Below are 25,907 nucleotides of genomic sequence, written 5' to 3'. Positions count from 1 at the left end.
GCGCGCTATTCTTCTGTCCTTTTAAAGAATTTTCTCAATGTCTATTCGTCGTATTTTAACTAAAAACAGCTTGACTTTGCTGCTGGCCACCAGTTTTTTGGCCGGTTGTAAAAAAGACTCGCCCTCGGCTCCAACCCCTGTTGTGCCACCCGTGACGCCCACCACGCCCACAACGCCCACTTCTCCTAACCCGGCCCAGTACGGTACGCCCTTCGCTGGCGTGCCCAACCGCGAGGATGCCGTGATTTATCAGGTGAACATGCGGGCCTTCAGCCAGGGAGCCGACTTTGCGGGGGTTACGGCCCGGCTCGATTCTATTAAGAACCTGGGTGCAAATGTGGTGTACCTCATGCCGATATATCCCGTGGGCAAGCTGCGGGCCGTGAATTCGCCCTACGCTGTGCAGGATTACCGTGCCGTGAACCCGGAGTTTGGTAGCCTCACCGACCTGCGCACGCTGGTGGACGCCGCCCACGCCCGGGGCCTGACCGTGATGCTGGACTGGGTGGCCAACCACACCAGCTGGGACAATGCCTGGGTAACCGACCACCCCGACTGGTACCTGAAAAGCAACGGCACCATCATCAGCCCGCCCACCACCACCTTTACCGACGTGGCCCAGCTCGATTTCAGCAACGCGGCCATGCGGCTGGAGATGATTTCGGCCATGAAATCGTGGGTGTTCACGGCCAACGTCGACGGCTTCCGCTGCGACTACGCCGACGCGCCCACCATCGCCGCCTCCACCTTCTGGAAGCAGGCCGTGGACACGCTGCGCACCATCAAAACCCACAAGCTGCTGATGTTGGCCGAAGGCACCCGCAGCAGCAACTTCGCTTCGGGCTTCGACTACAATTTTGGCTTTAACTTTTACGGCGGTATTTATAACGTGTACCGCAATAATTACTCTGCCACTACTTTCGATGCCTTGAATACCAGCGAGTACGCGGGCACCAACGGCAGCACGCAACAGGTGGTGCGCTACATCACCAACCACGACGTGAACGACTCCGACGGCACGCCGGTGGCGCTGTTCGGCGGCGATGCGGGCGCCATGTCGGCCTTCGTCATTGCCGCGCTCTACAAGGGCGTACCCATGATTTACAACGGCCAGGAAGTGGGCATGAGTACGGCCATCAAATTCCCCTTCACCGGTGTGAAAGTGAACTGGAATGCCCACCCCGAGGTAACGCGCCTCTACCGCCAGCTGCTGAAAGCCCGCGCCGCCAGCCCGGCCCTGCAGCACGGCCTGCCCACGGCCTCCTATAGCACGGCCAACGTGTGCGCCTTCACCAAAGCCTCGGGCACGTCGCAGGCGCTGGTAGTGGTCAATACCCGCAACGCGGCCACTTCCTTCACGCTGCCCGCCACCCTGAACAGCACCACCTGGACTGATGCCCTGCAAGGCGGGCCGGTTGCGCTGGGCAGCACGCTGGCGCTACCCGCCTACGGCTATGTTGTGCTGACGAAGTAGGGCATTCCCGGGTCGGCTGCGGTCCGGGCAATGCCCTGTTTCGCCTGAACGTAGCCTACTGCTCGTTCAGGCTCCAGTCGTAATCGAGATAGGAAATTCTGGTTTTGGCGTCGATTTTCGTCGTGGAATACTTGTTCACCCAATTTTCCGCTGACTGGCCGTTCCTATCCCAGTCGCCCTTATACCAATCGAAATACTTCGAGAGCTGGGCGCTGGCGGTGCTGATTTTGTTTTTGGCTGGGTTGTTCAGGAAGTCACGGCCCTGGTCGTCGAGCTGGCTTTCGAGCTTGGCAGCCGTGTAGGCCTCGTTGCGCAGGCGCGGGCACGACATGGAGGCGCACACCAGCGCGAAGTGAATGCGCGGGTCGTCGTACTTCTTGCGCAGCGTGCCGTGCTCAATGTTATCGAGGCTCATTTTCTCGCCGCCGATGCTGAAAAACTTGATGGCCCAGGGCGTGGTCACGAAGGGAATCTTGATTTTCGAGCCAATGTCCTTGATGCTCGAAACGGGGTAGTGGTCGAGCACCAGCCGGATGGTGTAGGCATTGTAGGCGTTAATCCAGAAGGCCATCTGTTCGGCCTTGCTCCACGACGCGGCGGGCGCGTTCCGGCTGAGCAGGTCGAGGTAGCTGTTGAGGGCCTGCTGGTCGGCCTTGAGGCCCTTGTAGTTGACGAGGCCTCTGGCGCTCACGTATTTTTTCAGCAGCTTGTCGTAGCTGCCGTGGTCCACGGTAGTGGGGCTGGTGGTGGCCGTGCGGATAGGAGAGCGGGCCGGGGACTGCACGGAGGCGTTTGCGCCCAGGAACGTGGCTTCGAGCAGCACGAGGGTGAGAAAACGGGTGATTGTCATGAATGGGAATTGGCTGAAAAGCGCCTGAACGGCCCGGCGGCGGGCCAATGCTACGGTAAATGACGCAGCGCGTGACATTCGTTGACAGCATACGCAAAACACAGCTTTGCCGATTGCAGCGCTTTCGGCACGGATAGTCCAAGTCCAGCACAACGTTCGGGGCTACATTCGTTGCCAATCTGTGCTGCTATTTGCCATCGCGCCGCTTTGCCTGACTCTGCTTTTTCTGCATTTATTCGTTCGCGCCGCTGGGTGGCAGGCTTGTTTTTCGGTCTGCTGGTGCTGCTGGGGGGTGCCTTGCACCGCGACTATGGCATGGGCTGGGACGAGCCCGCCGAGCGCCTCAACGCCTTCGTCAGCGCCAAGTACATTGCCCTGAAACTGGCCCCCGAGCTGGCCCGCCGCCAGCCCCGCCTGGCCGATATCCCCGACCTGCGCCAGCACCGCGACGCCGACCACGGTGTGCTGTTCATGCTGCCCTGGGTGGGCCTGGAGGCCCTGCGGCCCGGCCCTGACCCCGCCGAATGGGCCTACCGGCGGCACCTGGCCGGGTTCCTGCTGTTTGTGGCCGGCGCGTGGGCCGTGTACCGGCTGGGGCGGGCGCGGCTTGCCAGCTGGCGCTGGGGGCTGGTGGGCGCGGGCCTGCTGGTACTCTCGCCGCGCATCTTCGCCGAAGCGTTTTATAACTACAAGGACATTGTGTTCCTGAGCCTGTTTGCACTGGCCATCCTCACGCTCACGCGGCTGCTACGCCGGCCCACGGCGGGCCGGATGCTGCTGCACGCACTGGCCACGGCGGCGGCGATTGATGTGCGAACAATGGGCATTTTGCTGCCCTTGCTCACCCTGGCTTTTGGGGTGCTGGAGATGTGGGCGCGGCCGATACGGCGGCGCGGGCTGGCCGGGGCGCTAGCTCTCTACCTGCCCACGATGGTGGTGCTGGTGGTGCTGGCCTGGCCCTATCTGTGGGAAAACCCTTGGGAGAATTTCAGGGCCGCGCTCAGCAGCTTTGGGCATTATGCCAAGCCGCTGGAGGTGTTTTATCTGGGGCAGTTTGTGCCGATTCAGGCCCTGCCGTGGCACTACGCCCCGGTGTGGCTGCTCATCACCACGCCCGTGCCCTATGCGTTGCTATTTGTGGTGGGAGTGGTAGGAGTGGGGCGCGACCTATGGCGCCGGGGGCCGGAGCGCTGGCTACGGCGCACGGGTAGTCGGCGCGATTTGCTGGTGCTGGCCTGGTTTGTCGGCCCACTGCTGGGCGTGATGCTCCTGCATTCGGCCATTTATGACGGGTGGCGGCACCTGTACTTTGTGTACCCAGCCTTCTTATTACTGGCTGTTCAGGGCTTGCGGCTGGTGTGGCGGCAGTGGCAGCAGGGCCCGCGGGCGGGCGCGTGGGCCGCCGGTGCGGCGCGGCTGGTGTGGCGGCAGTGGCAGCAGGGCCCGCGGGCGGGCGCGTGGGCCGCCGGTGCGGCGCTGCTGGCGGTGGCGCTGGGCACTGCGCAGGTGGCCTGGCGCATGGCTACCGAGCATCCGTTTCAATACGTCTATTTCAGCTTTTTGCCCGGCCACGTCATCGAGCAGAATTTCGAGCGTGACTATTGGGGCTTATCGGTGAAACAGGGGCTGCAATGGGTGCTGGCGCATGATGCCCGCCCGGCCGTGCCTGTGAGCATGGACAGCCGCACCGAAATGACTCTGCGCATCAACGCCAAAATGCTGCCGCCCGCTGCCCGCGCCCGTTTGCGCATTGTGCCGCCGGATTCGGCCGCTGGGGGGTATTTTCTGAGTATTCATCGTTGGCACCCGGGGCCGTATCCGGCCAGGGCGGGGCAGCCGGGGTATGCCATCCGGGTGGGCGGGGCGGTTATTCTTAGGGTGCTGCGCCGGCCCTGAACCCCGAACGACGGCGCAGACGTTTCTTTGCGGCCCCGCTGGGACTTTTTTGCTTGCGTCTGGCGGGTAAGCATTGCCTTTATCGTTTTAGTTTATGCCGCTGCTTGAAGTTACGGATGCCCGCCTGGCGCGGCAGTTTGTGGAGTTGCCCGCCCGCCTGCACCAAGCGGTGCCGCAATACATCGGGATTCTGGAAAACGAAATTGAGGCCGTTTTCGACCCCATCAAAAACCCGAAATTTGCCAACGGCGAAGCCATTCGCTGGGTCCTCACCGATGCCACAGGCACGGTCATCGGCCGGGTGGCGGCCTTCCTCAACCGCGACGCGCCCGACGTGCAGAACCCCGACCTGCCCACCGGCGGTCTGGGCTTTTTCGAGTGCATCGACGACCAGTCGGCGGCCAATGAGCTGTTCGATGCCGCCCGGCAGTGGCTGGCCGTGCGCGGCATGCAGGCCATGGACGGCCCCATCAATTTTGGCGAGCGCGACCGGCTGTGGGGCCTGCTGATTGACGGCTTCGACCGCCCGCCCAACTACGGCATGTTCTGGCATCCGCCGTACTACCAGCAGCTGTTTGAGCAGTACGGTTTTCAGCTCTACTTCAAGCAATACACCTGCTACCGCACTACGGCCGCGCCGCTGCACGCCCGCTTTGCGCAGCAGGCCAAAGAGCACGCGGCCGAATTCCGCTTCGAGCACGCCCGCAAGGCCGATGCCGAAAAGCTGGCCTACGACTTCCACCACGTGTATAACTTGGCGTGGGCCAAGCACTCGGGCGTGAAGCCGATGACGCTGGACCAGGCCCGCAACATCGTGAAGGAAATGAAGCCCGTGGTGGATGAGCGCCTGCTCTGGTTCGCCTACCACGGCTCCGAGCCAGTAGCGTTTTTCATCAGCCTGCCCGAGTTGAACCAGATTTTCCGGCACGTGGGCCGGCGGCTAAACCTGGTAGGCAAGCTGCGCTTTTTGTGGGCGCGGTGGCGCTTCATGCGTCGCACGGACAAGCGCCTGTTCGGCATCATCTATGGCGTGGTGCCCGAGTACCAGGGCAAGGGCGTGGACGCGGCCATGCTGGTGTATGCCCGCCAGGCGTTCATCGACGCGGGCTACGCCGACATCGAAATGAACTGGATTGGCGATTTTAACCCGCGCATGCTGGTCACCACGCGCTCCATTGGGGCCACCATTGTGAAAACCCACGCCACCTTCCGCTATCTGTTCGACCGCGAGCGGCCGTTTGAGCGGATGCCGATAATTCGGTAACGAGTGACTGAGTGATAAGTTAGAACGCCACTCAGCCACTCCCTCACTCGTTAGAACGGATAGCCAATGGCCAGGTTGAAGCGGCCGGTGGTGCTGGTGGGCGTGCCGTAAGGCGCTTGCAGCGGGATGGCGTAGTCGAAGCGAATGACGAAAAACTGCACGTCGACGCGCAGACCTACGCCCGCGCCTACGGCCAGCTCTTTCAGGAAAGTGCTGGCGCTGAACTGGCCGAACCGGCCGTCGGGCTGGCCTTTGTCGTCCGAGCCGGGGCGGCTGGGGTCGGGGTTAGCCAGCCAGATATTGCCGGCATCGAGGAACACAGCCCCTTTCAGGTAGGGAATCAGGTCCTGGCGGTATTCCACGTTGCCTTCGAGGCGAATGTCGCCCACTTGGTCGTAGAAGCTGTTGAGGTCCTGCGTGGCATTCTGAGGACGGTAGGTGCCAGGGCCCACGCCCCGCGCGGCGAAGGCCCGCACCGAGTTTGGCCCGCCGATGCCGTATTGCTTGGGGTAGGGCAACACGTCGGAGTTGCCGTAGGGCAGGCCTACACCGGCCTGGAAGCGGGCCACGATGCGGTTGCCGGAAGCCGGATTCTGACTGATGCGGTAGTATTCGCGGAACTCGAAATCGAATTTCAGGTATTGGCTATACTCCTGGCCGCCAATGGTGTACTTGCCATTCGCGTCCTTGGTGCCGCCGAAAGAGCTGACCAGACCTTGCGCCAGATTGCCGCTGCCTTCCACCTGCCCGCTGAAGTAAATCTGCTGGCGGCGCTGCTCCAGCACCTGCTGGTTGTAGGTGTAGCGGTAGGAACTGGCCAGAATGAACTGCTGCTGAAACGCGCTTTTCAGGAAAGGCCGCGCTTCGAGAATCGGGATAAACTGGTCAGTAGGCGTAAACTGTACGTAGGTAATATCAATGGGCTTGATTTCCTGCTCGTTGGTAATCTTGGTTTTCCAGGAGTAGCCGTAGTTCAGGTTGAAGAAATTCTGAGTGAAGTAGCTGGCGCGCGTCACCAGCCGGAACCCTGCCCCGATAGTGGTGCGCGGCTGGAAGTCAGAGTTGGGCAGGTGCACATCGAGCAACGGCAAATCGGGCACCACGAGGCGCGGCACGAGTAGCTGGGCATTCAGGCCCAGCTCATAGCTGGTGAGGCCCACTCCGCCGCTGCCACTGCCGGTCTGGGTTTCGGTGGAGGCCACGGCATTTACGAGCAGTTGCTCGCCGCCGCGCAGGGCCGAGCGGTTGCGGAACGACACCGTGAGGCCCGGCCCGGTGAAGCCGTTGCTCTTCGATACCAGCTGCAAATCGGCCCGCAGGCTTTTCTTTTTGAGCTGCGTCATCAGCACGTCGGCATCGAGGCGGGCGCGGCCGGCCGAGTCGCCGGCCACGGCCGGTTTCAGACGGATTTCCACGAACTTGAACGTGTTCAAACTCATCAGGCGGCTGATGGTCTGGTCGCGCCGCTTGCGCCGGTACAGGCTGTCCGGGTATAGGAATGTGGCCCGCGTAATGGCGCTGGCCTTGAATACTTTTTCGTCGGGATAATACTCGTATTTGCGGAACAGCACCGGCTTGCGGCTGGTGGTATCGGTCAGGATGTAGTTCGTGTTCAGTTTCACCACATCGAGCCAGTAAGGCCGCACGGCGATGGCAGGTGCGCTGCCCTTCACGCGCAGGTACACGTTTACCTTGTCGTGCAGCGTGCTATCCACCTGAAACAGAATGTAATCGGGGTTGAAGTAGAAATAGCCCTCGTTTTTCAGCACGTTGTCGATGCGCACCCGCTCGTTGGTGAGCGTGGTCAGGTTGTAGGCGTCGCCCACTTTCAGCAGGGTGCCAGACTGGGTGGCGCGCACGGCGGCGTTCACCGCGGTGTCGCCTTCCGGGAAGTGAATCTCCTTGATGGTGTAGGGCTTACCGGTGGTGGCCGTGTAGTCTACCTGGGCCGTTTTGTCCTTGGCTTTCACCTCGTGGGCCACGGTACCTTTGAAGAAACCGTTGTTGTAGAGCCGGTTAGTAATCAGGCCTTCGGTGGCGCTGATTTTCACGTCTTTCAGCAGCACCGGCGCTTCCCCAAACTTATCGGCGAAGAATTTGCCCAAGCCCTTCTTTTTGCCCACGCCCAGGTGCCAGAAATACAGCTTCGGCCGCAGGCCCAGAATAGAGCCGTTGGGCTTGGGCGCGACCACCGATTCCAGCTCGGTTTGCAGGGCCGCTTTGTTGGTGAGCTTTTCGGGCGATTTGATGATGACCTTGCTGCCCGTGTACAGCTTCTGGCCCTCGGGAATGTATTTCAGGCCCGAGCAGGAAGCGAGCAACAAGAGCAGGGCGAGGCTGGCGAAGCGGCGCAACGAAACCTCACTTCCCGCCCGACCGCTTGAAAAACCAGGGGCGCTGGTTGCGTCCTGATGAAGGACATCAGGCGCTTCCTTTTGGGGGGAGCGAGGACCAGGAGGTAAGGTTCGGGTATGCCAATCAATCATGCTACTATCGTTCACTACCAACTAAATATTTATTTCTTGCTCGTCTGCTTCGTCGAATCCATTCGTGCCGTAGGGGCTGTGGCTTGCTGAACGGAATCCTGCTCGGCTTTTTTATCCACTTTTTCCTGCTTGCGGTTGGCCTTGCGCTCGGCTTTGATGTCTTTGGGGACTTTCGAGAACAGTTCTTTCAAATCCTGGTAGTCGCGCTGGAACACCAGGGCCGCGCCGGTGCGCACCAGCGCGCCGTCGATGTCCTCGTAGCTGTTCTGGCGGAACACGCGCACCCGCAGGCGGCCGTCGGCCAGCAGCGTGTATTCCAGGCTCACGTCGCCGGCCAGGTTGCTGGGGCTGTTCTGGCCCTGGGTGCTTTGGGTGCCGGTGTTACCGCTCAGGGCAATGTCGGTGCCCACGCGCACGGTCAGGCGGTTGTTGAGGAGCTGGCGGCGCAGGGCCACGTTCAGGTCGGTGCGGCTGCCCTGGCTGCCGTCGGCCCCGTAGGCGGCCTGGTTGGTCACGCCCAGGTCGAGGCCGAGGCCCGCGAGGTACTTGCCGGTGAGGTTGTTGAGCTGGTCCGTGAGTACGGCGCTGGCGCTGCCGCGTAGCTGCGTGGCCACCAAGCCTTCGCCGCTGCTGGTCTGGAAGGGGTTCTGGGCCACAAACCGGCCCAGAATCAGCAGCGAAAACACCTGCTTGCTGAGCTCCGACGTCTGGTTGGGCTGGCGCAGCTGGGCCAGCTTGGCATCGACCTGGCCATTAAGGGCCCCGCGCTGGTTTTCGGGTAGCGTGATGTCGAAGCCGATGGTGGGCTTGGTCAACTGGTCGGTTACGTTCAGTAGCACGTTAAAAGGCAGGCGGTTGCGTGCGACCGTAGCAGTGGTGAGGTCGTCGGCTCCCTGACCGGCCAGCAGCTCGGCCGGTGCGGCCTGGACTTTGTACACAGCCGTGATGTTGAGCGTGGCATTGTACGGGTCGCCATCCCAGACAATCGTGGAGCCCCGGCGGATAATGAAATCCCGCTGCGCCAGGTTATAGAGCGACATATGGTACTGCCCACGCCCCACCTCCAGCCGCCCACTGAGCGTGATGGTGCCATCGGGCGCAATGTTGGTGTTGAGCGTGCCGGCAGCCCGCACTTTCAGGTTGTCGCCGCTCACCGGGTCGATGACGATGGTGAAGGGCGTACGGTCCGTAATCGTGACCACGGCCGTCACGTCGTAGCCCGAAGCCGCCATTTTCACCGTGTCGCCGGCCGCCAGCTTGCGCGAAAGCATGGTGTCGAGCGGGGCGCTTTTATCCACAAATTCCACAATGCCCTCGCGCTCTACGGTGGTGGGCGTGGCCGTGGGCGACTCCACCGTGAGGTTGGAGCCCTGCACCACGGTCACGTTGGTATTCACCTTAATCAGCGAAACCGGCCCCGTGAGGCGGGTGTCGGAATCCAGCACCAGGCGGCCGTAGAACAGCTGGTTGTCCTCGCGGGTACTGCGCACGGCCATGAAGTTCTTGGTCGTGGCCCGCATGTCGAAGGAGTAGTTGACAAAGTCCTTGCTCAGCAGGTAGCCGTTGATAACCGCTTTGTTCGAAGCCGAATCCAGCACCGTGAAGTTGTTGAAGGCAATGCCCCGGTCATCAAACGTGAGCGACTGATTCGGCATCCGGAAGGGCGAGCCGAGCTGCGGCACGACGAATCCGGCATCGTCGGAAGTATTGAGGGTGCCGCGTACCACCGGCGCACTCGGCGCACCCGTCACGGTGAGTTGGCCGCGCACGTAGCCGTTGGCTTGACGCACCTGGCCCACCGAAAAGGGCTCCACCAGTTTCAGGTTGAGACGGTTGGCATCCACGGTCAGGTTGAGCGGCGTAGCGCTGCTGGCGAGGTAGGTGCCGCGCACTTGCACATCGTTGCCCGCGCCGCCCACGGTGCCGGCCGCGCCGCCGGTCAGGCGCGCGTCGATGTCATAGCGGCTGGGCGCGGGGTTGGTGGCGCGCAGGGCAATGTCGCCAATCTGGGCCTTCTGGAACACCAGGTTTTTAATGGTGGCATCGGCCGTGAAGGCCTGGTTGGGCTTGCCCAGGTTGTCGATGCGGGCCGTGCCGTTGAGGTTGCCGGCCACCAGCGAATCCTGCTGCTGCACGATGCGGGCTAACTCAGCCAGCTCGAAATTGGTGAACGTGACGCCCAGCGGCGAGGTGCGCACCTGCGGGTTCTGGCTTTGCAGGGCCAGCGTGCTGCGGCCGTTGGTCAGGTTCAGCCCGTCGGCCACCACTTCGCCGGTGGGGTAATAACGCACGAAGTTGTTGGCGCCCGCCGTCCAGTTTTCGTAGTTGATAACCTGCTCCGGCGCGGCCACAAACTCATATACCACGCTGCTATTCTTGCCGCCCTGGGCCAGTGCCTGCAAGGTGCCGGCCACCGCCAGCCGCTCCCGGTTGGCCGAGTCGCCGAGGATGGCCACGCGGCTGAACAGCTTGTTATTCGCCACGTTGCCGACGATGCTGGGGCGGCGCAGTTTCAGCGTCGAATCCTGAGCCGCCTGGGCTAGGCGCAGGCTGTAGTCCAGCTTCGCGGGGTCCGAATCCACATTCAGGCGCAGCGAATCGAGCTTATAATTATTATACCGAATAACGGGAATGCTGGTGTTGGCCGTGAGGCGCGCCGCCTGCCGCGAATAGTCGCCGGCCAGCGTGAAGGGCGAAATCCGTTTCAGCCCCGGCACCAGCTTGGTGGCCAGCTTCGGGTCTTTCAGTTGGAGTGAATAGGTGAAATGCCGGTCGGCCGAGCTGGGCACGTACTTCACGCCGGGCACGTCGAAATAGCGGTCGAGGTGCTGCTGCAATTCGGTGGCAATGTCACCCAGATGCACGTTGCCGTCAAGATTCACATTGGCAATGTCGGAGCTGATGACGGCCAGCGTGCGGCGGTCGTTCTGCACGATGCGGCCGTTGAGCGAGTCGAGCGGGAAAGGCTGGTTGTCGCGCACAATCACAATGTGCCGGCCGCTGAAAGTACCGTTCAGCGTATTCAGGTTCGAGCCGCGCAGGTTGGCCACCAGGTCGCCCTGCACCCGCAAGTCGCCGCCGGGATAGAAGCCCAGCGCCGTGAGGTTGGCACCACGCAGGTTCAGCTTCGTGACTTCGTAGGTGGGATTTTTGGCGTCGCGCAGGTTCACCACGGCGCTCAGGTCGAGGTTTAGGTTGGGGTCGTTTTTGCTGCTGGCGTTGATGACGTAGCGGTTGCGGTCGAGGTCGACGGTGGCCACCACGCCGTGGTAGGTGTAGCCGTTGTAGCGGGCGCTTTGCACGGTGCTCTGCACGCGGCCCACCAGCGAGGCTGGATTTTTCAAGTCGCCCGTGGCGTTGATGCGGCCCGTGGCCGTGACGCGCCCGATGCTTGGGTCCTTCAGCAGCTTGCCGAAATCGAACCCACCTACCGCAAACGTACCGATGAGCGGCTGCCGCCCATTCGCCTGCGCGGCTCCCAGCTTCCCGCTGAACGCGAGGTTGCCATAAGTCGAGCGCAATTTGAGGTTGGTATCAAACGCCAACGTAGTGGGCCGGCCCCGGAAGGTGCCGCTCAGTGCTAGTGTGGGCGGGATACTGATGTTGTTCGGAATGCTGCCCTTCGGCGCGAGGCTCAGAATATCGGCCCGCGAGGTGCTGAACTGCTGAATATCTAGGTCGGCGTACAGCCGCGCATCGGTATTCGGCAGGCCCTGAATCCGGCCGCGCCGGGCCTTGAGGACCGTATTGCGAAGCCCCACAAACTCCAGGTTGCGCACCGAAAAGTCGCCTACGCGCCCGGCAATCTGTCCATTGAGCAGCACCGACTGGTTAGGGCCGGTATTGAACGGCGAAGTGCCGGCCAGCTGCGGGGCCAGGTACAGAATGTCGCGGAAGCCCAGCCGCACGTTCCGCAAATCGCCCTCAATCTTCAAATTCGGCAGCTTTTTCACGTCGCCCAGCGCGGCCAGGCTTTCGTAGCCAATGGCCAGCGTGCGCCGGATGCGGGTGTGCGGCGTAATCAAGTCGAGGCTATCCAGACGGATTTGTACCGAGTCGTACACCACGTTGGCCTTCCACGAATCGACGCGGAAGCCGCTCTGCTCCTTGCCAGCCAGGTTGTCGACTTTGCCCGTGGTGCGGTTTTCGGAGTAGCTCAAGTCGTGCGTATTCAGCACGAGGTCGGTGAAATTGAGATGGTTGTAGTCCAGCGCCGGAATGCGCGTTTTTTGCTTCGGCTGGTTGAAGTTGTCAAACTTCACGGCCAAGCCGCTGATATCGGACTCGTCCAGTAGCACGCGCCAGCCCGGCGAGGCGGCGCTCTGGCCGGTGGCGGCCTTGGCTTTGTCGGTGGCTTCGTCCAGCTTGCGCACGGCTTCGGCGGGGTTCACCACGCGCTCGGCTACGGGCACGGCCTCATTCTGGGCGTAGGCAAAGGTGGTGTTTTTGAGCGTCAGCTTGCTCAGGTTCACGCGCTGCTTTTGCAGGTCGATATTCTTGGCCGTGACGTCGGCTAGGCCGATGTTGGTGCTGATGAACTGCGCCGCCGGGGCGTTCTTATACGTGAACTGCACGCTGTCGAGCGCGGCGTGGTTCAGGCCAAATTGCAGGGTGAGCGGCTTGGTAGGGCCGGGATTTTCCACCTCCGGAGCCGTTTTGGTTTGCACGATGCTGATGGCCGAGCGGTGCAACGCCGCATTATCCACCTTGTAGATGGACTTATCCAGATTCACCTCGTCCATGTTGGCCGTGAACTCGCCCACTTTGGCCCGAATATCGGAGCCCGTCACCTGGTCGAGTTGCGTGAAGTAGATGTTGGTGAGCCGCGCCTTGCCAATGTCGTATTTCAGCGTCGAAGCAGTGGTGTCCACCGGCGCATTGGGGTCGACGAAGGCGTCGATGATGAAGTCGTAGTTGTTCACCGAATCTGGTTCGGTGCGGGTGAGGCGCACGCGGCCATCATTCAGCTCAACGTTGGAAATATTCACCTGGCTGTGCAGCAAGGCCCAGATATCAAGGTCGACACCGAGGTGGCCGACCGATAAAAGCGTGTCGCGCTTCTGGTCTTCCAGGTACACGCCGTCGAGGTTGATGGCGTGGCGGAAATCGGTTCGAAATTTCCCGATGCGGACTTCCGTTTTGAGCTTGCCGCGCAGGTAGCTCTCCGCTTTGCTGGCTACAAAGTCCTGGCCCGAAGGAAATTGTAAAAAAACCACTACTCCAATAACAAGGAGTAGGACCAGGGCTATTAACCCCAGAATTCCGTAGAGGGCACGACGCAGAAAAGTGGACAAGGCGGAAGGTAATTAGCAGCAACACAAAGCAGGAGCACCTTCCCAAACGCAAAACCAGCGGCTGGGGTTGGCAAAGTGGCCCGTTCCCCCGCCGGCCGAACGCGGCCCGCCCCGGCTGCGTAAGCCCCCGCCCGAGGAACTGTTCGTGCGCAACCGTTTGAGCATTCCCGCTACTGTTCGGCTTCATAAATCCTCTCTTGGCAAGTCCCTATCTTGCGCCCCCCAAACCCCACCAAGCTCCATGATACTACGTTTCTCCCTTCCCTACCGCACCGTACTCGGCCAGCGCCTGGCCGTGTGCGGCTCTCATCCCGACCTCGGCAACTGGCAGCCCGATGCTGCCGCCGATATGAGCTACGACGAAGCCAGCACCTGCTGGAGCCTCGAACTGACCGTGCCCGACGCTGTGGGGGAGCTTACCTATAAGTATGTGTTGCACGATGCCAACACCGGCGGTGAGCATTGGGAGGCCGGCCCCAATCGCCGCGTTGCCTACGATGCCACCCGCACCCAGCGCCTGCACCTGGCCGACTATTGGCGCGCGCCAGCCCAGCCCGAAAACGAGCTATTGACCGCTGCGTTCACCAAAGCCCTGTTCCGCCGCCCGGCCAAAGCCACGCCCGCCGCGACCCCGACCAAGAAAGCCAAAGCCCCCGCCGCGGCCAAAGGCTCGAAAGCCGCCGCAGCCGCCCAACCAGAAACCAAAAACCAGCAACCAGAAACGTCGCCCGCGCCCGCCGCTGGCGAGACCACCTTTCGCCTGCTGGCCCCGCGCGTAGCGCCGCAGCACGGCCTCTGCATCCTCGGCTCGGACCCCGCGCTGGGCGCCTGGGACAACACCAAAGCCCTCGTGCTTTCCGATATTGATTACCCCACCTGGAGCGGCACCGTGACGCTGCAAAACCCCGGCGAGGACTGTCACTATAAGTACGCCATGTGGGATGCCGCTGCCGGCCACGCCCTTGACATGGAAGGCGGCGAAAACCGCGTCATCCCCGCCACGCAGGACCGCACCGTGGCCCGCGTCTTCAACGACGAAGCCTACCAGTACGCCACCGCCTGGCGCGGGGCCGGCGTGGCCCTGCCCGTGTTTGCCATGCGCAGCGCCGCCGGCCTCGGGGTAGGGGAGTTTTCCGATTTGAAGCTGCTGACTGATTGGGCCGTGCAAACCGGCCTCAAGCTGGTCCAGATTCTGCCCATCAACGACACCACCGCCACCCACACCTGGGTCGATTCGTACCCCTACGCCGCCATTTCGGTGTTTGCGCTGCACCCGCAGTTCATTCACCTCGAAGGCATTGCCGCGCTCAAAGACAAAAAAGCCGCCAAGGAGCTGGCCACGCTGAAGGCCGAATTCAACGCCAAGGATTTTGTGGATTACGAGCCGGTGATGAACGCCAAGTGGAAGTTTCTCAAGCTGCTCTACAAGCAGGAGAAGGCTGCCTTCCTGGCCGACCCCGAGTACCGCGAGTTCTACGCCAGCCAGGCCGACTGGCTGGTGCCCTACGCCGCCTTCTCGGCCCTGCGCGACCGGTACCACACCGCCGACTTCCAGCAGTGGCCCAAGCAGTTCCGCACCCCGCAAAACCTGGCCAAGCTCACCGCCGAAACCGCCGCCGACTACGACGACTACGGCCTGTTCTTCTTCACCCAATACCACCTCGACAAGCAGCTGCGCGCTGCCGTGGACTACGCCCGCTCCCGTGGCGTGGTGCTGAAAGGCGACCTGCCCATCGGCATCTACCGCCACTCGGTAGACGCCTGGACCCAGCCCGAACTGTACCACATGGACAGCCAGGCTGGTGCCCCGCCCGATGATTTCTCGACCACCGGCCAGAACTGGCGCTTCCCCACCTACAACTGGGAGCGCATGGCCGAAGACGGCTACCTCTGGTGGAAACAGCGCATGGGCCACCTCGCCCGCTACTTCGACACGCTGCGCATCGACCACATTCTGGGCTTCTTCCGCATCTGGGAGATGCCCATCGAATCGGTGGAAGGCCTGCTGGGGCACTTTGCGCCGGCGCTGCCGCTGCACCGCCACGAGATTGAGCGCCGCCTCGGCTGGTTCGATTACTCGCGCCTTTGTGAGCCGTACATCCGCTGGCACATGCTCCAGGATATCTTCCAGGGCGAAGCCCAGAACGTGTTCGATGAGTACATGGACGACGCCAGCTACGGCCGCATTCACCTCAAGGAAGAAGTGAGCGACCAGCGCAAAATCGAAGCCTACATCACCCAAAAGGTAGCCACCTACCCCGAGCACGCCGAGTACTTCGCCTGGCTGCAAAAGGGCCTGTTTGCCTTGGTAAATGAAGTCCTGTTCGTGCCTGCCGGCAACGACTTCTACCACCCGCGCATCACCCTGAACAAGAGCTACTCATTCCGCGAGCTGGACTCCGACGAGGACCGCCGCCGCCTCTACGACGACATTTACGTGGACTTCTTCTTCCGCCGCCACGAGGAATTCTGGCGCCAGCAGGGCCTCGTGAAGCTGCCGCCTGTGCGCTACGCCACCGACATGCTCATCTGCGGCGAAGACCTGGGCATGGTGCCCGCCTCGGTGCCCGGCGTGATGAAGGAGCTCGGCATTTTGGGCCTCAACATCCAGCGCATGCCCTCCAACCCCGAAACCGAATTCGGCCACCCCGATAGCGCCCCCTACCTGAGCGTGGTCACGACCAGCAGCCACGACATGAGCACTGTGCGCGGCTGGTGGGAGGAAGACCGGGTGCGCACCCAGCGCTTCTTCGAAACCATCCTCGGGCACTGGCGCGAGGTGGCGCCGTTCTACTGCGAGCCCTGGGTGGCGCGCGAAATCCTGGTGCAGCACCTGCACTCGCCGGCCATGTGGGCCATTTTCCCGCTCCAGGATATGCTGGCCATCGACAGCCACCTGCGCCGCGCCAACCCGCACGACGAGCAAATCAACGTGCCGAGCAACCCCACCCACTTCTGGAAATACCGCCTCCACCTCCCGCTGGAAGAGTTAGTAGATGCCATCGGCTTCAACGAGCCGCTGCACCAGTTGGTAGTGGCCAGCGGCCGGGGGTAAAACCGCGCAAATCGCACCAAAAATAAGGGCACAAAGAAGCGGCCAGTCGGATTTCGGCTGGCCGCTTCTTTGTGCCCTCTTTGCAGCTATTTACCCCTGCTAAAACCATGGTGATGAAGGGAAGCGCGACGCTGCTAATAGCCTGCAATAGGAGTAACGCTAATAGACTTTATTTAAGATATTATTATTGGTTGATTATTTCCCTTTCGTAATCTATTTGTTGCTGACCACACATAACGTCAATCGCCGAAATCCAGTGTAATAGTTAATTCCGTATGCACAAAAGCCCCTACATATGCCCAATTGTGGCTTTTTGAGGCACCGTAAAACCAAATAAACAGGGACGTATTGAGGAGCTTACTTATAAAATTGTTCAGGTACAAGTCTGCACCCTATTCCCAGATATGGAAACAAATTTATAATTATAACAAGTAATAATTGTTTAGCCAAGGATGAAATGAATTACCCATTCATTTTGATAGCGGTCAAAACGGGTGTTCGTCTGGAGTGATGCCCCTTTGGTCGAAGTTGTCTTCCCTTGCCTATGCTTGGCAGATAATTTTGTAACCGATTTAAAAGGTGCATTGCGCCACGGTTGATAGAGGCTTGCTCTTTAAAGACAACTACTTAGCGATGATAAATTTTTCTAATACCTTTCTTCACACCTTATGAAACATCTCTTACGACTTACAGCGGTGCTGTGGCTGTGCGTAATTAGTACATGGCAGGTCCTGGCGCAGACTTGCACTACTACCAACATAATACCTTACACGACGGCCCCGGCTACCAATCCCACTACCAAAAAAACGGCAACCGAGTCGGATGGAGGCATCAGCTTCACCTACAGTGGCTATGGCCTGGCAAATTCCACGAGTTCTACTCTCGACCTGTTTGAGCACTCAACGCTTAACGCCGCGCAAATTTCCGGCCCGGCACTGATTTGGCGACAGCAGCGGGCAGGCTCACCTATCGGCACGGCTACTAACTCGGAAAACGACCCTAACAGCCCTTATAACGCCTATGTAACGGTAACGTTTGACCGGGAAGTATCGAACCTGACGTTTGTGGTGCAGGACATTGATAAGGGCCTGCAAGGGGTGACTCCTGACGGCGGCAGCACCTATACCGACGAGTTTATTCTCTCGGCTAAGAACGCCGCCGGTACGGCCGTTACGCTGCCAAGCAGCGGCGTTACCTGGGGTCCTAACAAAACCAGCGACTACATCTCTTATGCCTCTGGTGCCATTAGTGTCGCGGGCATCGCGGGACCTTGGCAAGGGGCGCGGGGTAATTCGCTGAACGGCACTTCCAGTGCGGCTAATGCTAACGGAACCACTACGTTCACCTTTCCCAGCCCGGTGAAAACGGTCGTACTGAGCTTCCGCAACCTCAATACCCGTACCTATACCGCCGCTGCGGGCAGCACTACTACGCCTTCGCGCTTGCAAACCATCGGCATCCAGAGCATCTCCTGGTGCGGGCAGGCCGACGTAACCACGACCCTGGCGGCCCCTGCCTCCTTATCGGCGGGCGTGCAATCGGCCAACTACACGGCTACTTTCACCAATAATGGCCCCGGCATCGCGGCCAGCACCACCCGCACGGTAACCGTGCCGGCTAATACCGCTTCGGCCGTAGCCACGGGCGTGGCTGGCGCAAGCGTAACCGGCAGCCAGGCGGCGGGCTGGACAATTACGTTTCCGGCCGGTGCCAACGTCGCCTCGGGCGGCGCGGTGAGCTACAACTTCACGGTAACGCCACTCCCAGTTGCCAGCATAGCCGTCACCAGCACCACGAGCACCACCGACGACGAGGGTGCCAACACCGCGACCAACACGGCGACTGTTACGACTAACGTAACCCCAATAGCGGACCTGACCACCACCCTCACTGGCCCGGGTTCGCTGACGGCGGGCTTGCAGTCGGGGAACTACACGGTTACTTATACCAACAACGGGCCTTCAGTAGCGGCCAGCACCACGCGCACCGTCACGATTCCGAACACAGGCAATGTGAGCAGTGTATCGGCCCCCGGCTCGACTTTGGTAACGGGAACCGCGACGACTAACTGGGTAATTACGTATCCGGCCGGTACCAACGTAGCTGCTGGCGCGGGCGGCGCAGTGAGCTATAACTTCACGGTCACGCCTTCGCTGACGTCGACCGGCAATCCCATTGCGGTCAACAGCGCCACGGTCCCGGGCACCGGCGGTACCAGCGAGGGTGCCAACACGGCCACCAACTCGGCCAGCGTAAGTTACACGGTAGGTTCCGTGGCCGACGTATCGGCCTCCTTCAGCAGCGGCCAGGCCGACAACTCGACCGTGGCCGCTGGCGCGACCGTGACCTATGGCGTAACCTTTACCAACGCCGGCCCCTCGACGGCTACCGGCGTAACCCGCACGGTGAGCATTCCGGCGGGCGTGCCCAGCGTTACGGCTGCGACTGGCGTTGTTACAGGCAGCCAGGCGGCAGGCTGGACCATTACCTATCCCGGCGGCAACATCTTACCGGCCAATACGGCTACTTATAGCTTCAGCATCGGAGCTCCGGCTTCCGGTCCCATCACGCTGACAGCGGCTACGACTACGACCACCGGCCAGGGCGCTAACGCGCTGGCTGACTCGGGCACGCGCACGCTGAACGTGACGCCGGTTACCCTGAGCGGCACCGTGTACGATGACGTGAACTACGGTGGTGGCTCGGGCCGCACCTTTGCTGCGGCAAATTCCTCGGCCACAGCGTCAGGCTTCGCCAACAACGCCATTGGCCGCGCGGGCGCAACGGTGGAGATTTACAGCAGCACGGGCGCTTTCGTGGGTACGACCACGACCGGCGCCAATGGTGCGTACTCCTACAACCTGCCGGTGGCCGGCACCTACACGGTGCGGGTCGTGAACTCGACTGTGACTTCGGTGCGCACGCCGGGCGCTACCGGCGTAGTGCCGGTGCAGACCTACGTAGCTGGCAACGCAAACCGGGTAGGCGGCGAAAGCCCCAAATTCGTTGATGCGGCCGCTAACACCGGTACCCAAACCCTGGCCGACCTAACGCCTGCTGGTGGCAGCGTTACGCCCGAGTCGATTTACACCGCCTCGTTCAGCGCCGTCTCCACGACCGGGATTGACTTCGGCTTCAACTTCGACACGGTGGTAAACACCAACGACGTGGCCACTGTTACCGGCAACAATGCCCAGGGCTCGCTGCGTCAGTTTATCCTCAACGCCAACGCGCTTTCGAACACCAATCTCAACCAAGCCCAGGCCAGCACCGGCGGTGCTAACCCGGCCGTGGGCACGGAGACGAGCATTTTCATGATTCCGGATGGGCTTGCCCACCAGGGCCTCACGGCCTACAATGCCACGACCAACCCCGGCCTGATTTCGGGATTGAATGCCAACGGTGTGGCCGTCATTACGGCCGCCAACAGTGCTTTGCCATCCATCACCGATGCCAGCACTAGCATCGATGGCACCACGCAGACGCAGAACGTAGGCAACACCAACAACACGACCCTGGGCGCGGGCGGTGCCAGCGGCATCAAGGTGGGCACGGCGTCTACTACGCTGAGCCAGCTCAACGGCCCGGAAGTCCAGATTGTGGGCACCCAGGGCGCGACTGGTTCCGACATCGGCCTCAACATTCTGGCGAATAGCACCACGGTAACCGGCATTGCCATCTACGGCTTCGGCAACACCGGCGGCGGCGCTACCGGCGCGGGCAACACCGGCCAGGCCGCCAACATCGTGGTAGGCGCGGGGGCCGTATCAGGCATCACGCTCACGGGTAACGTTATCGGCACTGCAGCTAATAGCTTCACCGACCCCGGCAACACGGCTCGCACGACGGCTTACGGCATCCTGTTCTCCGGTAACCCGGCTGCTACCCTCACTACAGCATTGGTTAGCAACAACCTGATTGGCTTCAACGGCACGGGCGGCGTTGAAATCCGCGACCTGGCGCAGGGCAATGGCACCGCTACCGGCGCGTACGTGGCCGGCACTTCGACGGGCATTTTTGTGGAAAACAACGAAATCCGCAACGGCTCTATCTACGCAACGGCCGGCGACGGGGTATCCTCTTCGGTTGGCGGCGGCATCGTGCGCAACAACCTGTTTGCAAACAATGCCGGTCCGGGAGTTGATATTCTGGCTACTACTGCCAACATGGTGGTGTATAACAATACTATCAGCGGCAACGGCGTGGGCAACGGCGCCGGCGTGGGCCAGACCCCCGGCATTCGGGTGAACGGCTCGGGCAGCAGCATCAGCCAGAACGTTATCAGCGGCAACTACGGCGCTGGGGTGCTGGTGCGGCCCACGGCCTCGAACACGACCATCACGCAGAATTCTATCTTCGATAACGGTACCATCGTGTCCACAAACGGCACGGCGGCTTCGGGCCAGCTGGGCATCGACCTGGTAGCAACCGGCGGCGACATCAACACCGGCGGCACGGCCCCGAACGTAACCGTGAACGACAACGGCGACAGTGACACGGGCGGCAATGGCCTGATTAACTTCCCCGTGATTCAATCGGCCACCATCCGCAACGGCAACCTGATAGTAACCGGCTTTGCCACGCAGAACTCGGTAGTTGAACTGTTTGTGGCCGACAACCTGACGACCACGAATAGCTTTGGCCAGGGCAAAACCTACCTGGTAAGCCGCACCGAAGGCCTGGCCGGCAACGACGGCGATGCCACTACGGGCACCTACACCACCAACATCAACGGCCTGAACCAAGGCACGGAGACGGGCCAGCAGCGCTTCCTGTTCACCATCCCGTTGTCTTCGCTGAGTGCGGCTCAACTGAGCGCGCTGAACACTACCAACGCCAAGCTGACCGCTACGGCCACCCTGGCCACGCTCACCAACGGCAACCAGGGCACTTCGGAATTCTCGGGTACCGCCGCGGTACTGCAAGCGCCCACGGCTAATAACGACTTCGCCACGACGACGGCCAACCCGGCCGCGCCCGTGACCTTCAGCGCCATTGCCAACGACACGCCGGCCGACGGCTCGCTCGTGGGCACAACCATCAACCTGAACCCGAACAACATTGCCGGGCAGACGGCTGCCACCTTCACAGTAGCTGGCCAGGGCACATTCACCACTGTGGGCGTAGCCGCCGGTTCGGTGAAATTCACACCCGCTAACAGCACCTTCACCGGCAACGTGACCATTCCCTACGTCATCAGCAACAGCGAAGGCATTGTATCGAACCAGGCCAACCTGACCGTATCGGTAACGCCGGTACTGGATTTGGTAACCGCCATCACCGGCCCTGCCAACAACAGCAGCGTAACGGCCGGTGCCGCCCTAAGCTACACCGTGACGGCCCAGAACGCCAGCGTTATCGCGGCCAACAACGTGACCCAGACCCTGCAGCTCGTGCCCGGTCTCACCAGCAACGGTGGCACGGTGAGCTTCACCATCAACGGCACGGCTAGCGCTATTCCCACTTACGACAACACTACGGGCCTGGTGAACTTCACGCCCTCGCCCGTTGCACTGGCGGCCAGCACCACGAATACCTACGTGGCCAGCTTCACCAAAGCGCCCGCCAGCGGCCCGGTTACGGCCACGGCCAACATCGGCAGCACGGCCGGCAGCAACGGTCCGGAACTGAACCGAACCAACAACTTTGCCACCAACACGGTGACCATTACGCCTTCGTATGATGTGGCTACCACTATCACCGGCTCGGTTGATGGTGCGGGTGCAGCGGCCTCGGTGGTTTCCGGCAGCCTCGTGACCTACCTGGTGCGCACCAGCAACTCGGCTACTGCGGGTTCGCCGGCTCCCGGCGTGATTCAGACGGTGACCTTCGATGGCAACCTGACCGTAGCTGCCGACGGCTTGCCCACCGGCCTGTATATCTCGAACGGTGGCACCGCTGCCTACAACTCGGGCACCAACAAAACGGTGGTAACCTTCCCGACCCTGAGCACGCTGCCCATCGGCCAGACGGTGACTAACACCATCAGCTTCGCCGCCCCGGCTGCCACTTATAGCGCCACTGCTAACGTGCAGGCCAACGGTGCGGCCACTCCTGGTGCCACTAACCCCGGCGATACCAACACCGGCGCCGGCTCGAACGATGTAGCTACGCTGAGCACGACGGTAGTAGCTGGCGCAGGAACCCCTGCCAACGTGTACACTACCATCAACTCGAACCAGTCGGTGACCACCGCTGGTACCACCGTTACCCTGACGGTAGTAGCTGGTAACCGCGGTGCCGGCACGGCCAACACTGTGGTACAGCAAGTGCAATTGCCAGCCGGCCTCACCGGCCCGGGCGCCGGTAGTACTGTTGTCGTAAACAACGGTACCTACAACTCGACCACGGGCATTGTGACCTTCACCACCATTGGCAGCCTCGCGCCACAGGCCACCAATTCGCTGCCGTTCAGCATTCAGTTTACTGCCCCGGCTACTGGCCCGGTACTGGCTACTGCTACTGTACGTGCGGCCAATGCTGACCCCGTACCGGCCGATAACGTGGCCGAAGTGAAAGTGGATATCAACTCGACCACCGACGTGAGCACCTCGCTGGCTGGTCCGGCTACTGCCACCGTGGGCCAGGTTGTGACTTACGCCGTGACCACCGCCAACCCCGGTGCCAACACCGCCTACAACGTAGTGCAGACGGTGCAGCTGCCCGCTGGCCTGAACGCCAACGGCGGCGTGACCTTTGCCGGTACCACCACCGGAACCTATGACAACGCCTCGGGCGTGGCCACCTTCACCCTAGCCAGCCCGCTGGCCGCCGGCAGCCGCCAGGTGAATAACATCACCTTCACCGTGCCCGCCAGCGTAATTACCGACCCCTCGGGCGCTGCCACGGGTAGCAACCAACTGGCCGTATTGGCCGCCGTGCGCACCTCGACCACCGAAACCAGCAGCACCAACAACTCGGCCGCGACCGTGATGGCCGTGACGCCAGCTGCTGATGTAACGGTCGCCGTGAGCGGCCCGGCTTCGGCCCTGCCCGGCAGCCCCGTGACCTACGCCGTGACCACGACCAACAATGGCCCCGTGCCGGTGGCTTCCATCGTGCCGACCCTGCAACTGCCCGCCGGCCTGACCACCAGCGGTGGCACGGTACTGATTAACGGCGCCGCCGCCGGTGCCAGCTACGACAACGCAACCGGTCTCGTGACCTTCGCCACGGTAACTAACCTGCCCAACGGCGGCAGCGTGGCCAGCACCGTGACGGTGCAGATGCCCGACGTGACCCAACTGGTGCCCGTAGCCCGGGCCCAGGTAGGCAGCGCCACCATCGATACCAACCTCGACAACAACCGCGCAGACGCCCTCACCACCATCACCAATACTTCGGTAGTGGGCACGGCCGACCTGGCTACAAACATCAGCGTTCAAGGCGGCGCAACCTCGGTAACACCCGGCGCTTCGATTACCCTGAACGCAACCTTCAGTAACCTGGCGGGTGGCATCACGGCCACTACCGTAGTGCCCCGCGTGCAGCTGCCGGCCGGCCTGGCCAATGGCGGCAATGCGGTGACTGTATCGGGTGGTACTGGTGGCGTCTACAACAACGTTACTGGTTTGGTAACCTGGAATTCGGTGGCCTCGCTCGCTTCGGGCGCGGCGGCTCTCTCGGGCTACAATGTGACCTTCAAAGCTCCGGCCAGCGGCTCGGTAACGGGTACTTCCTTCGTGTCTTCGGCCGTGGCTGACGCTGTGGCTACCAACAACGCCAACAGCACGACCATCACGGTGACCCCGCAGGTTGATGTGACCACCAGCGTGAAAGGCCCCGCCATCGCCCTGACGGGCAGCCGCGTGACCTACGCCATAGTGACGGCCAACAACGGCCCTTCGCCCTCGGGCGTGGTGACGCAGACGGTGACCATCCCGGCCACGGCTACCAACATCAGCTTCCCGGCGGGCAGCACGCAGGCAGCCCCCTCGGGCGGCACCATCACCATCACCTTCCCGCTGATTAACACCATGAGCGTGACCCCGGCCGGTGATGTGGTGAACTACGTGTCTTTCGATGCGCCCAATGCCAACTACACGGTGTCGGCCACGGCCAGCACCCCCGGCGATACCAATACCGGCAACAACACGGTGGCCATGCCCTTCGCTACCGCCGTCGACCAGGCTCCCACGGCTTACGACGTAGTGAACACGCTGCCGAGCTTCTTCACCGGTGTTATCGGCAGCACGGCCGGCCCCATCAAAATCTCGCCCCTCACGGGTAGCGATGCTGATGCCGGCCAGACCGCCACGCTCCTCTACACGCTGACCTCGCTGCCCGCTCCCGGCACCGGCGTCCTGTACCTTGATGCTGCTGGCACCTCGCTTGCTCAGCCCAATGTGGGCTACACGGCTACGCAGATGGCCAACCTGTACTTCGACCCGCGTGGCACCATCCTGGCCACCGACCCGACGTATGTCGGCAACGTAACCTTCAGCTACACGACCACCGATATACCCGGTCTGACTTCGGCCCCGGCCCTGTACACCATCGCGGTGGGCAAGGACGAGAAATCGACCGCCGTGAACTCTCCCACCAAGGGCCGCACGGTGAAATACCAGAACAACGACGTTGTTGCTAACCTGATTGACGTGAACACGGTGAAGTATAACGCCGATGGCTCGCTGCCCTTCGGCAAGTACCTGGCCGACCGCAGCGTGAACCCGACTCCGGCCAACACCGGCCTCACCAGCGTGGTGCAGACGGGTGGAACCCTGGCCACTGGCCTCGCCATGGATGCCACCACGGGCCAGCTCTACGTGCTCGACCGCACCCTGCTCAAGTCGGGTACCTACTCGATAACCGTGGCCACCATCGACGCTAACGGCGGCACTAACACGCTGACCTACTCCTACACCATCGGTGACTTCCCGCTGCCGGTAGAGTTGACGGACTTCACGGCCACGGCGGTGAAAAACGTGGACGCGGCGCTGCTGTGGCACACGGCCCAGGAGAAGAACAACGACCACTTCGAAGTGGAGCGTAGCCTCAATGGCACCGACTTCGTGAAAATCGGCGAAGTGAAGGGCCAGGGCAGCAAAACCACGGCCACCGAGTACGCCCTCACCGACGCTGGCATCGGCCCCAAAGCCAAAGGCCTGGTGTACTACCGCCTGAAGCAGGTGGACACCGACGGCGAAACGAGCTACTCGCCCGTGCGCACCGTGACCTTCACCACGGCCATCACGCCGGCCATCGCGCTGTTCCCGAACCCGGCCACCACCGGCACGCAACTCGACCTGACCCAGCTGCCCACCGGCCGCTACCAGGTGAGCATCCTCGACGCCACGGGCCGCATCGTGCTCAACACGACGCTGGAAGCCGGCCTGGCCCACGCCCTGGACCTGAACACCATCGCCAGCGGCACCTACAACCTGCTGGTGCGCGGCCAGGCTAACGGCCAGCCCATCAACCTGACCAAGCGCCTCATCAAGGAATAACGGATGCGGCCCCGGCCCTGGCCGGTGAACACTGAAACGGCCCTCCCCACGCGGGGAGGGCCGTTTTTTGCGTTAAAACCAAGTGCGGGCATAACCTGCGCCGCAGCATTTGGGTTAAACCAGCCGGCTACTAGCCGTTGCT

General features: G+C 61.8%; 8 protein-coding genes. 5 read left to right on the top strand and 3 right to left on the bottom strand.

Annotation, left to right across the window (positions count from 1 at the left end):
- Nucleotides 1-70 precede the first annotated feature (70 nt).
- Nucleotides 71-1,474 carry an alpha-amylase family glycosyl hydrolase gene (locus ACYVM5_RS05020; RefSeq protein ID WP_460617042.1) on the top strand — a complete coding sequence of 468 codons (1,404 nt, stop codon included), beginning with the start codon at nucleotides 71-73 and terminating at the stop codon, nucleotides 1,472-1,474.
- 55 nt (nucleotides 1,475-1,529) lie between these two features.
- Here the strand turns inward: ACYVM5_RS05020 and ACYVM5_RS05015 are convergent, their stop codons facing one another.
- A complete protein-coding gene (locus tag ACYVM5_RS05015; protein WP_460617041.1) occupies nucleotides 1,530-2,324 on the bottom strand; it encodes a DUF547 domain-containing protein in 795 nt (264 codons plus the stop codon).
- 207 nt (nucleotides 2,325-2,531) lie between these two features.
- On the opposite strand from ACYVM5_RS05015, the gene ACYVM5_RS05010 reads away from it, so the two are divergent.
- Both ACYVM5_RS05010 and ACYVM5_RS05005 read left to right on the top strand, forming a co-directional pair.
- Entirely contained in the window at nucleotides 2,532-4,220 is a 1,689-nt protein-coding gene (locus ACYVM5_RS05010; protein WP_460617040.1) for a hypothetical protein, read from the top strand.
- 94 nt (nucleotides 4,221-4,314) lie between these two features.
- The gene (locus ACYVM5_RS05005; RefSeq protein WP_460617039.1) at nucleotides 4,315-5,484 is read left to right on the top strand and encodes a hypothetical protein; all 1,170 of its coding nucleotides are present in this window, start codon (nucleotides 4,315-4,317) and stop codon (nucleotides 5,482-5,484) included.
- Between the two features lie 50 nt (nucleotides 5,485-5,534).
- Here ACYVM5_RS05005 and tamL read toward each other — a convergent pair whose 3' ends face one another.
- Together tamL and ACYVM5_RS04995 are read right to left on the bottom strand one after the other, a co-directional pair.
- Entirely contained in the window at nucleotides 5,535-7,808 is a 2,274-nt protein-coding gene (tamL, locus tag ACYVM5_RS05000; RefSeq protein ID WP_460617038.1) for a translocation and assembly module lipoprotein TamL, read from the bottom strand.
- 191 nt (nucleotides 7,809-7,999) lie between these two features.
- Nucleotides 8,000-13,264, bottom strand: coding sequence for a translocation/assembly module TamB domain-containing protein (locus tag ACYVM5_RS04995; protein ID WP_460617037.1), 5,265 nt, complete (start codon nucleotides 13,262-13,264; stop codon nucleotides 8,000-8,002).
- Between the two features lie 241 nt (nucleotides 13,265-13,505).
- Here ACYVM5_RS04995 and ACYVM5_RS04990 point away from each other — a divergent pair, with 241 nt between their 5' ends.
- Nucleotides 13,506-16,319, top strand: a complete 2,814-nt coding sequence (locus tag ACYVM5_RS04990; RefSeq protein WP_460617036.1) for a 4-alpha-glucanotransferase — start codon at nucleotides 13,506-13,508, stop codon at nucleotides 16,317-16,319.
- A gap of 668 nt (nucleotides 16,320-16,987) precedes the next feature.
- Nucleotides 16,988-25,765 (top strand): T9SS type A sorting domain-containing protein, encoded by an 8,778-nt coding sequence (locus ACYVM5_RS04985; RefSeq protein ID WP_460617035.1) that lies wholly within the window; start codon nucleotides 16,988-16,990, stop codon nucleotides 25,763-25,765.
- The last annotated feature ends 142 nt before the right edge of the window (nucleotides 25,766-25,907 follow it).

This window comes from Hymenobacter ruber, assembly GCF_054783255.1.
This window is presented reverse-complemented; position numbering and strand designations above follow the sequence as displayed.

Bases quoted from the DNA above. Each gene is read 5' to 3' on its own strand.
- ACYVM5_RS04985 (WP_460617035.1), top strand. From the start codon at position 16,988: ATGAAACATCTCTTACGACTTACAGCGGTGCTGTGGCTGTGCGTAATT.
- ACYVM5_RS05015 (WP_460617041.1), bottom strand. From the start codon at position 2,324: ATGACAATCACCCGTTTTCTCACCCTCGTGCTGCTCGAAGCCACGTTC.
- ACYVM5_RS04990 (WP_460617036.1), top strand. From the start codon at position 13,506: ATGATACTACGTTTCTCCCTTCCCTACCGCACCGTACTCGGCCAGCGC.
- ACYVM5_RS05005 (WP_460617039.1), top strand. From the start codon at position 4,315: ATGCCGCTGCTTGAAGTTACGGATGCCCGCCTGGCGCGGCAGTTTGTG.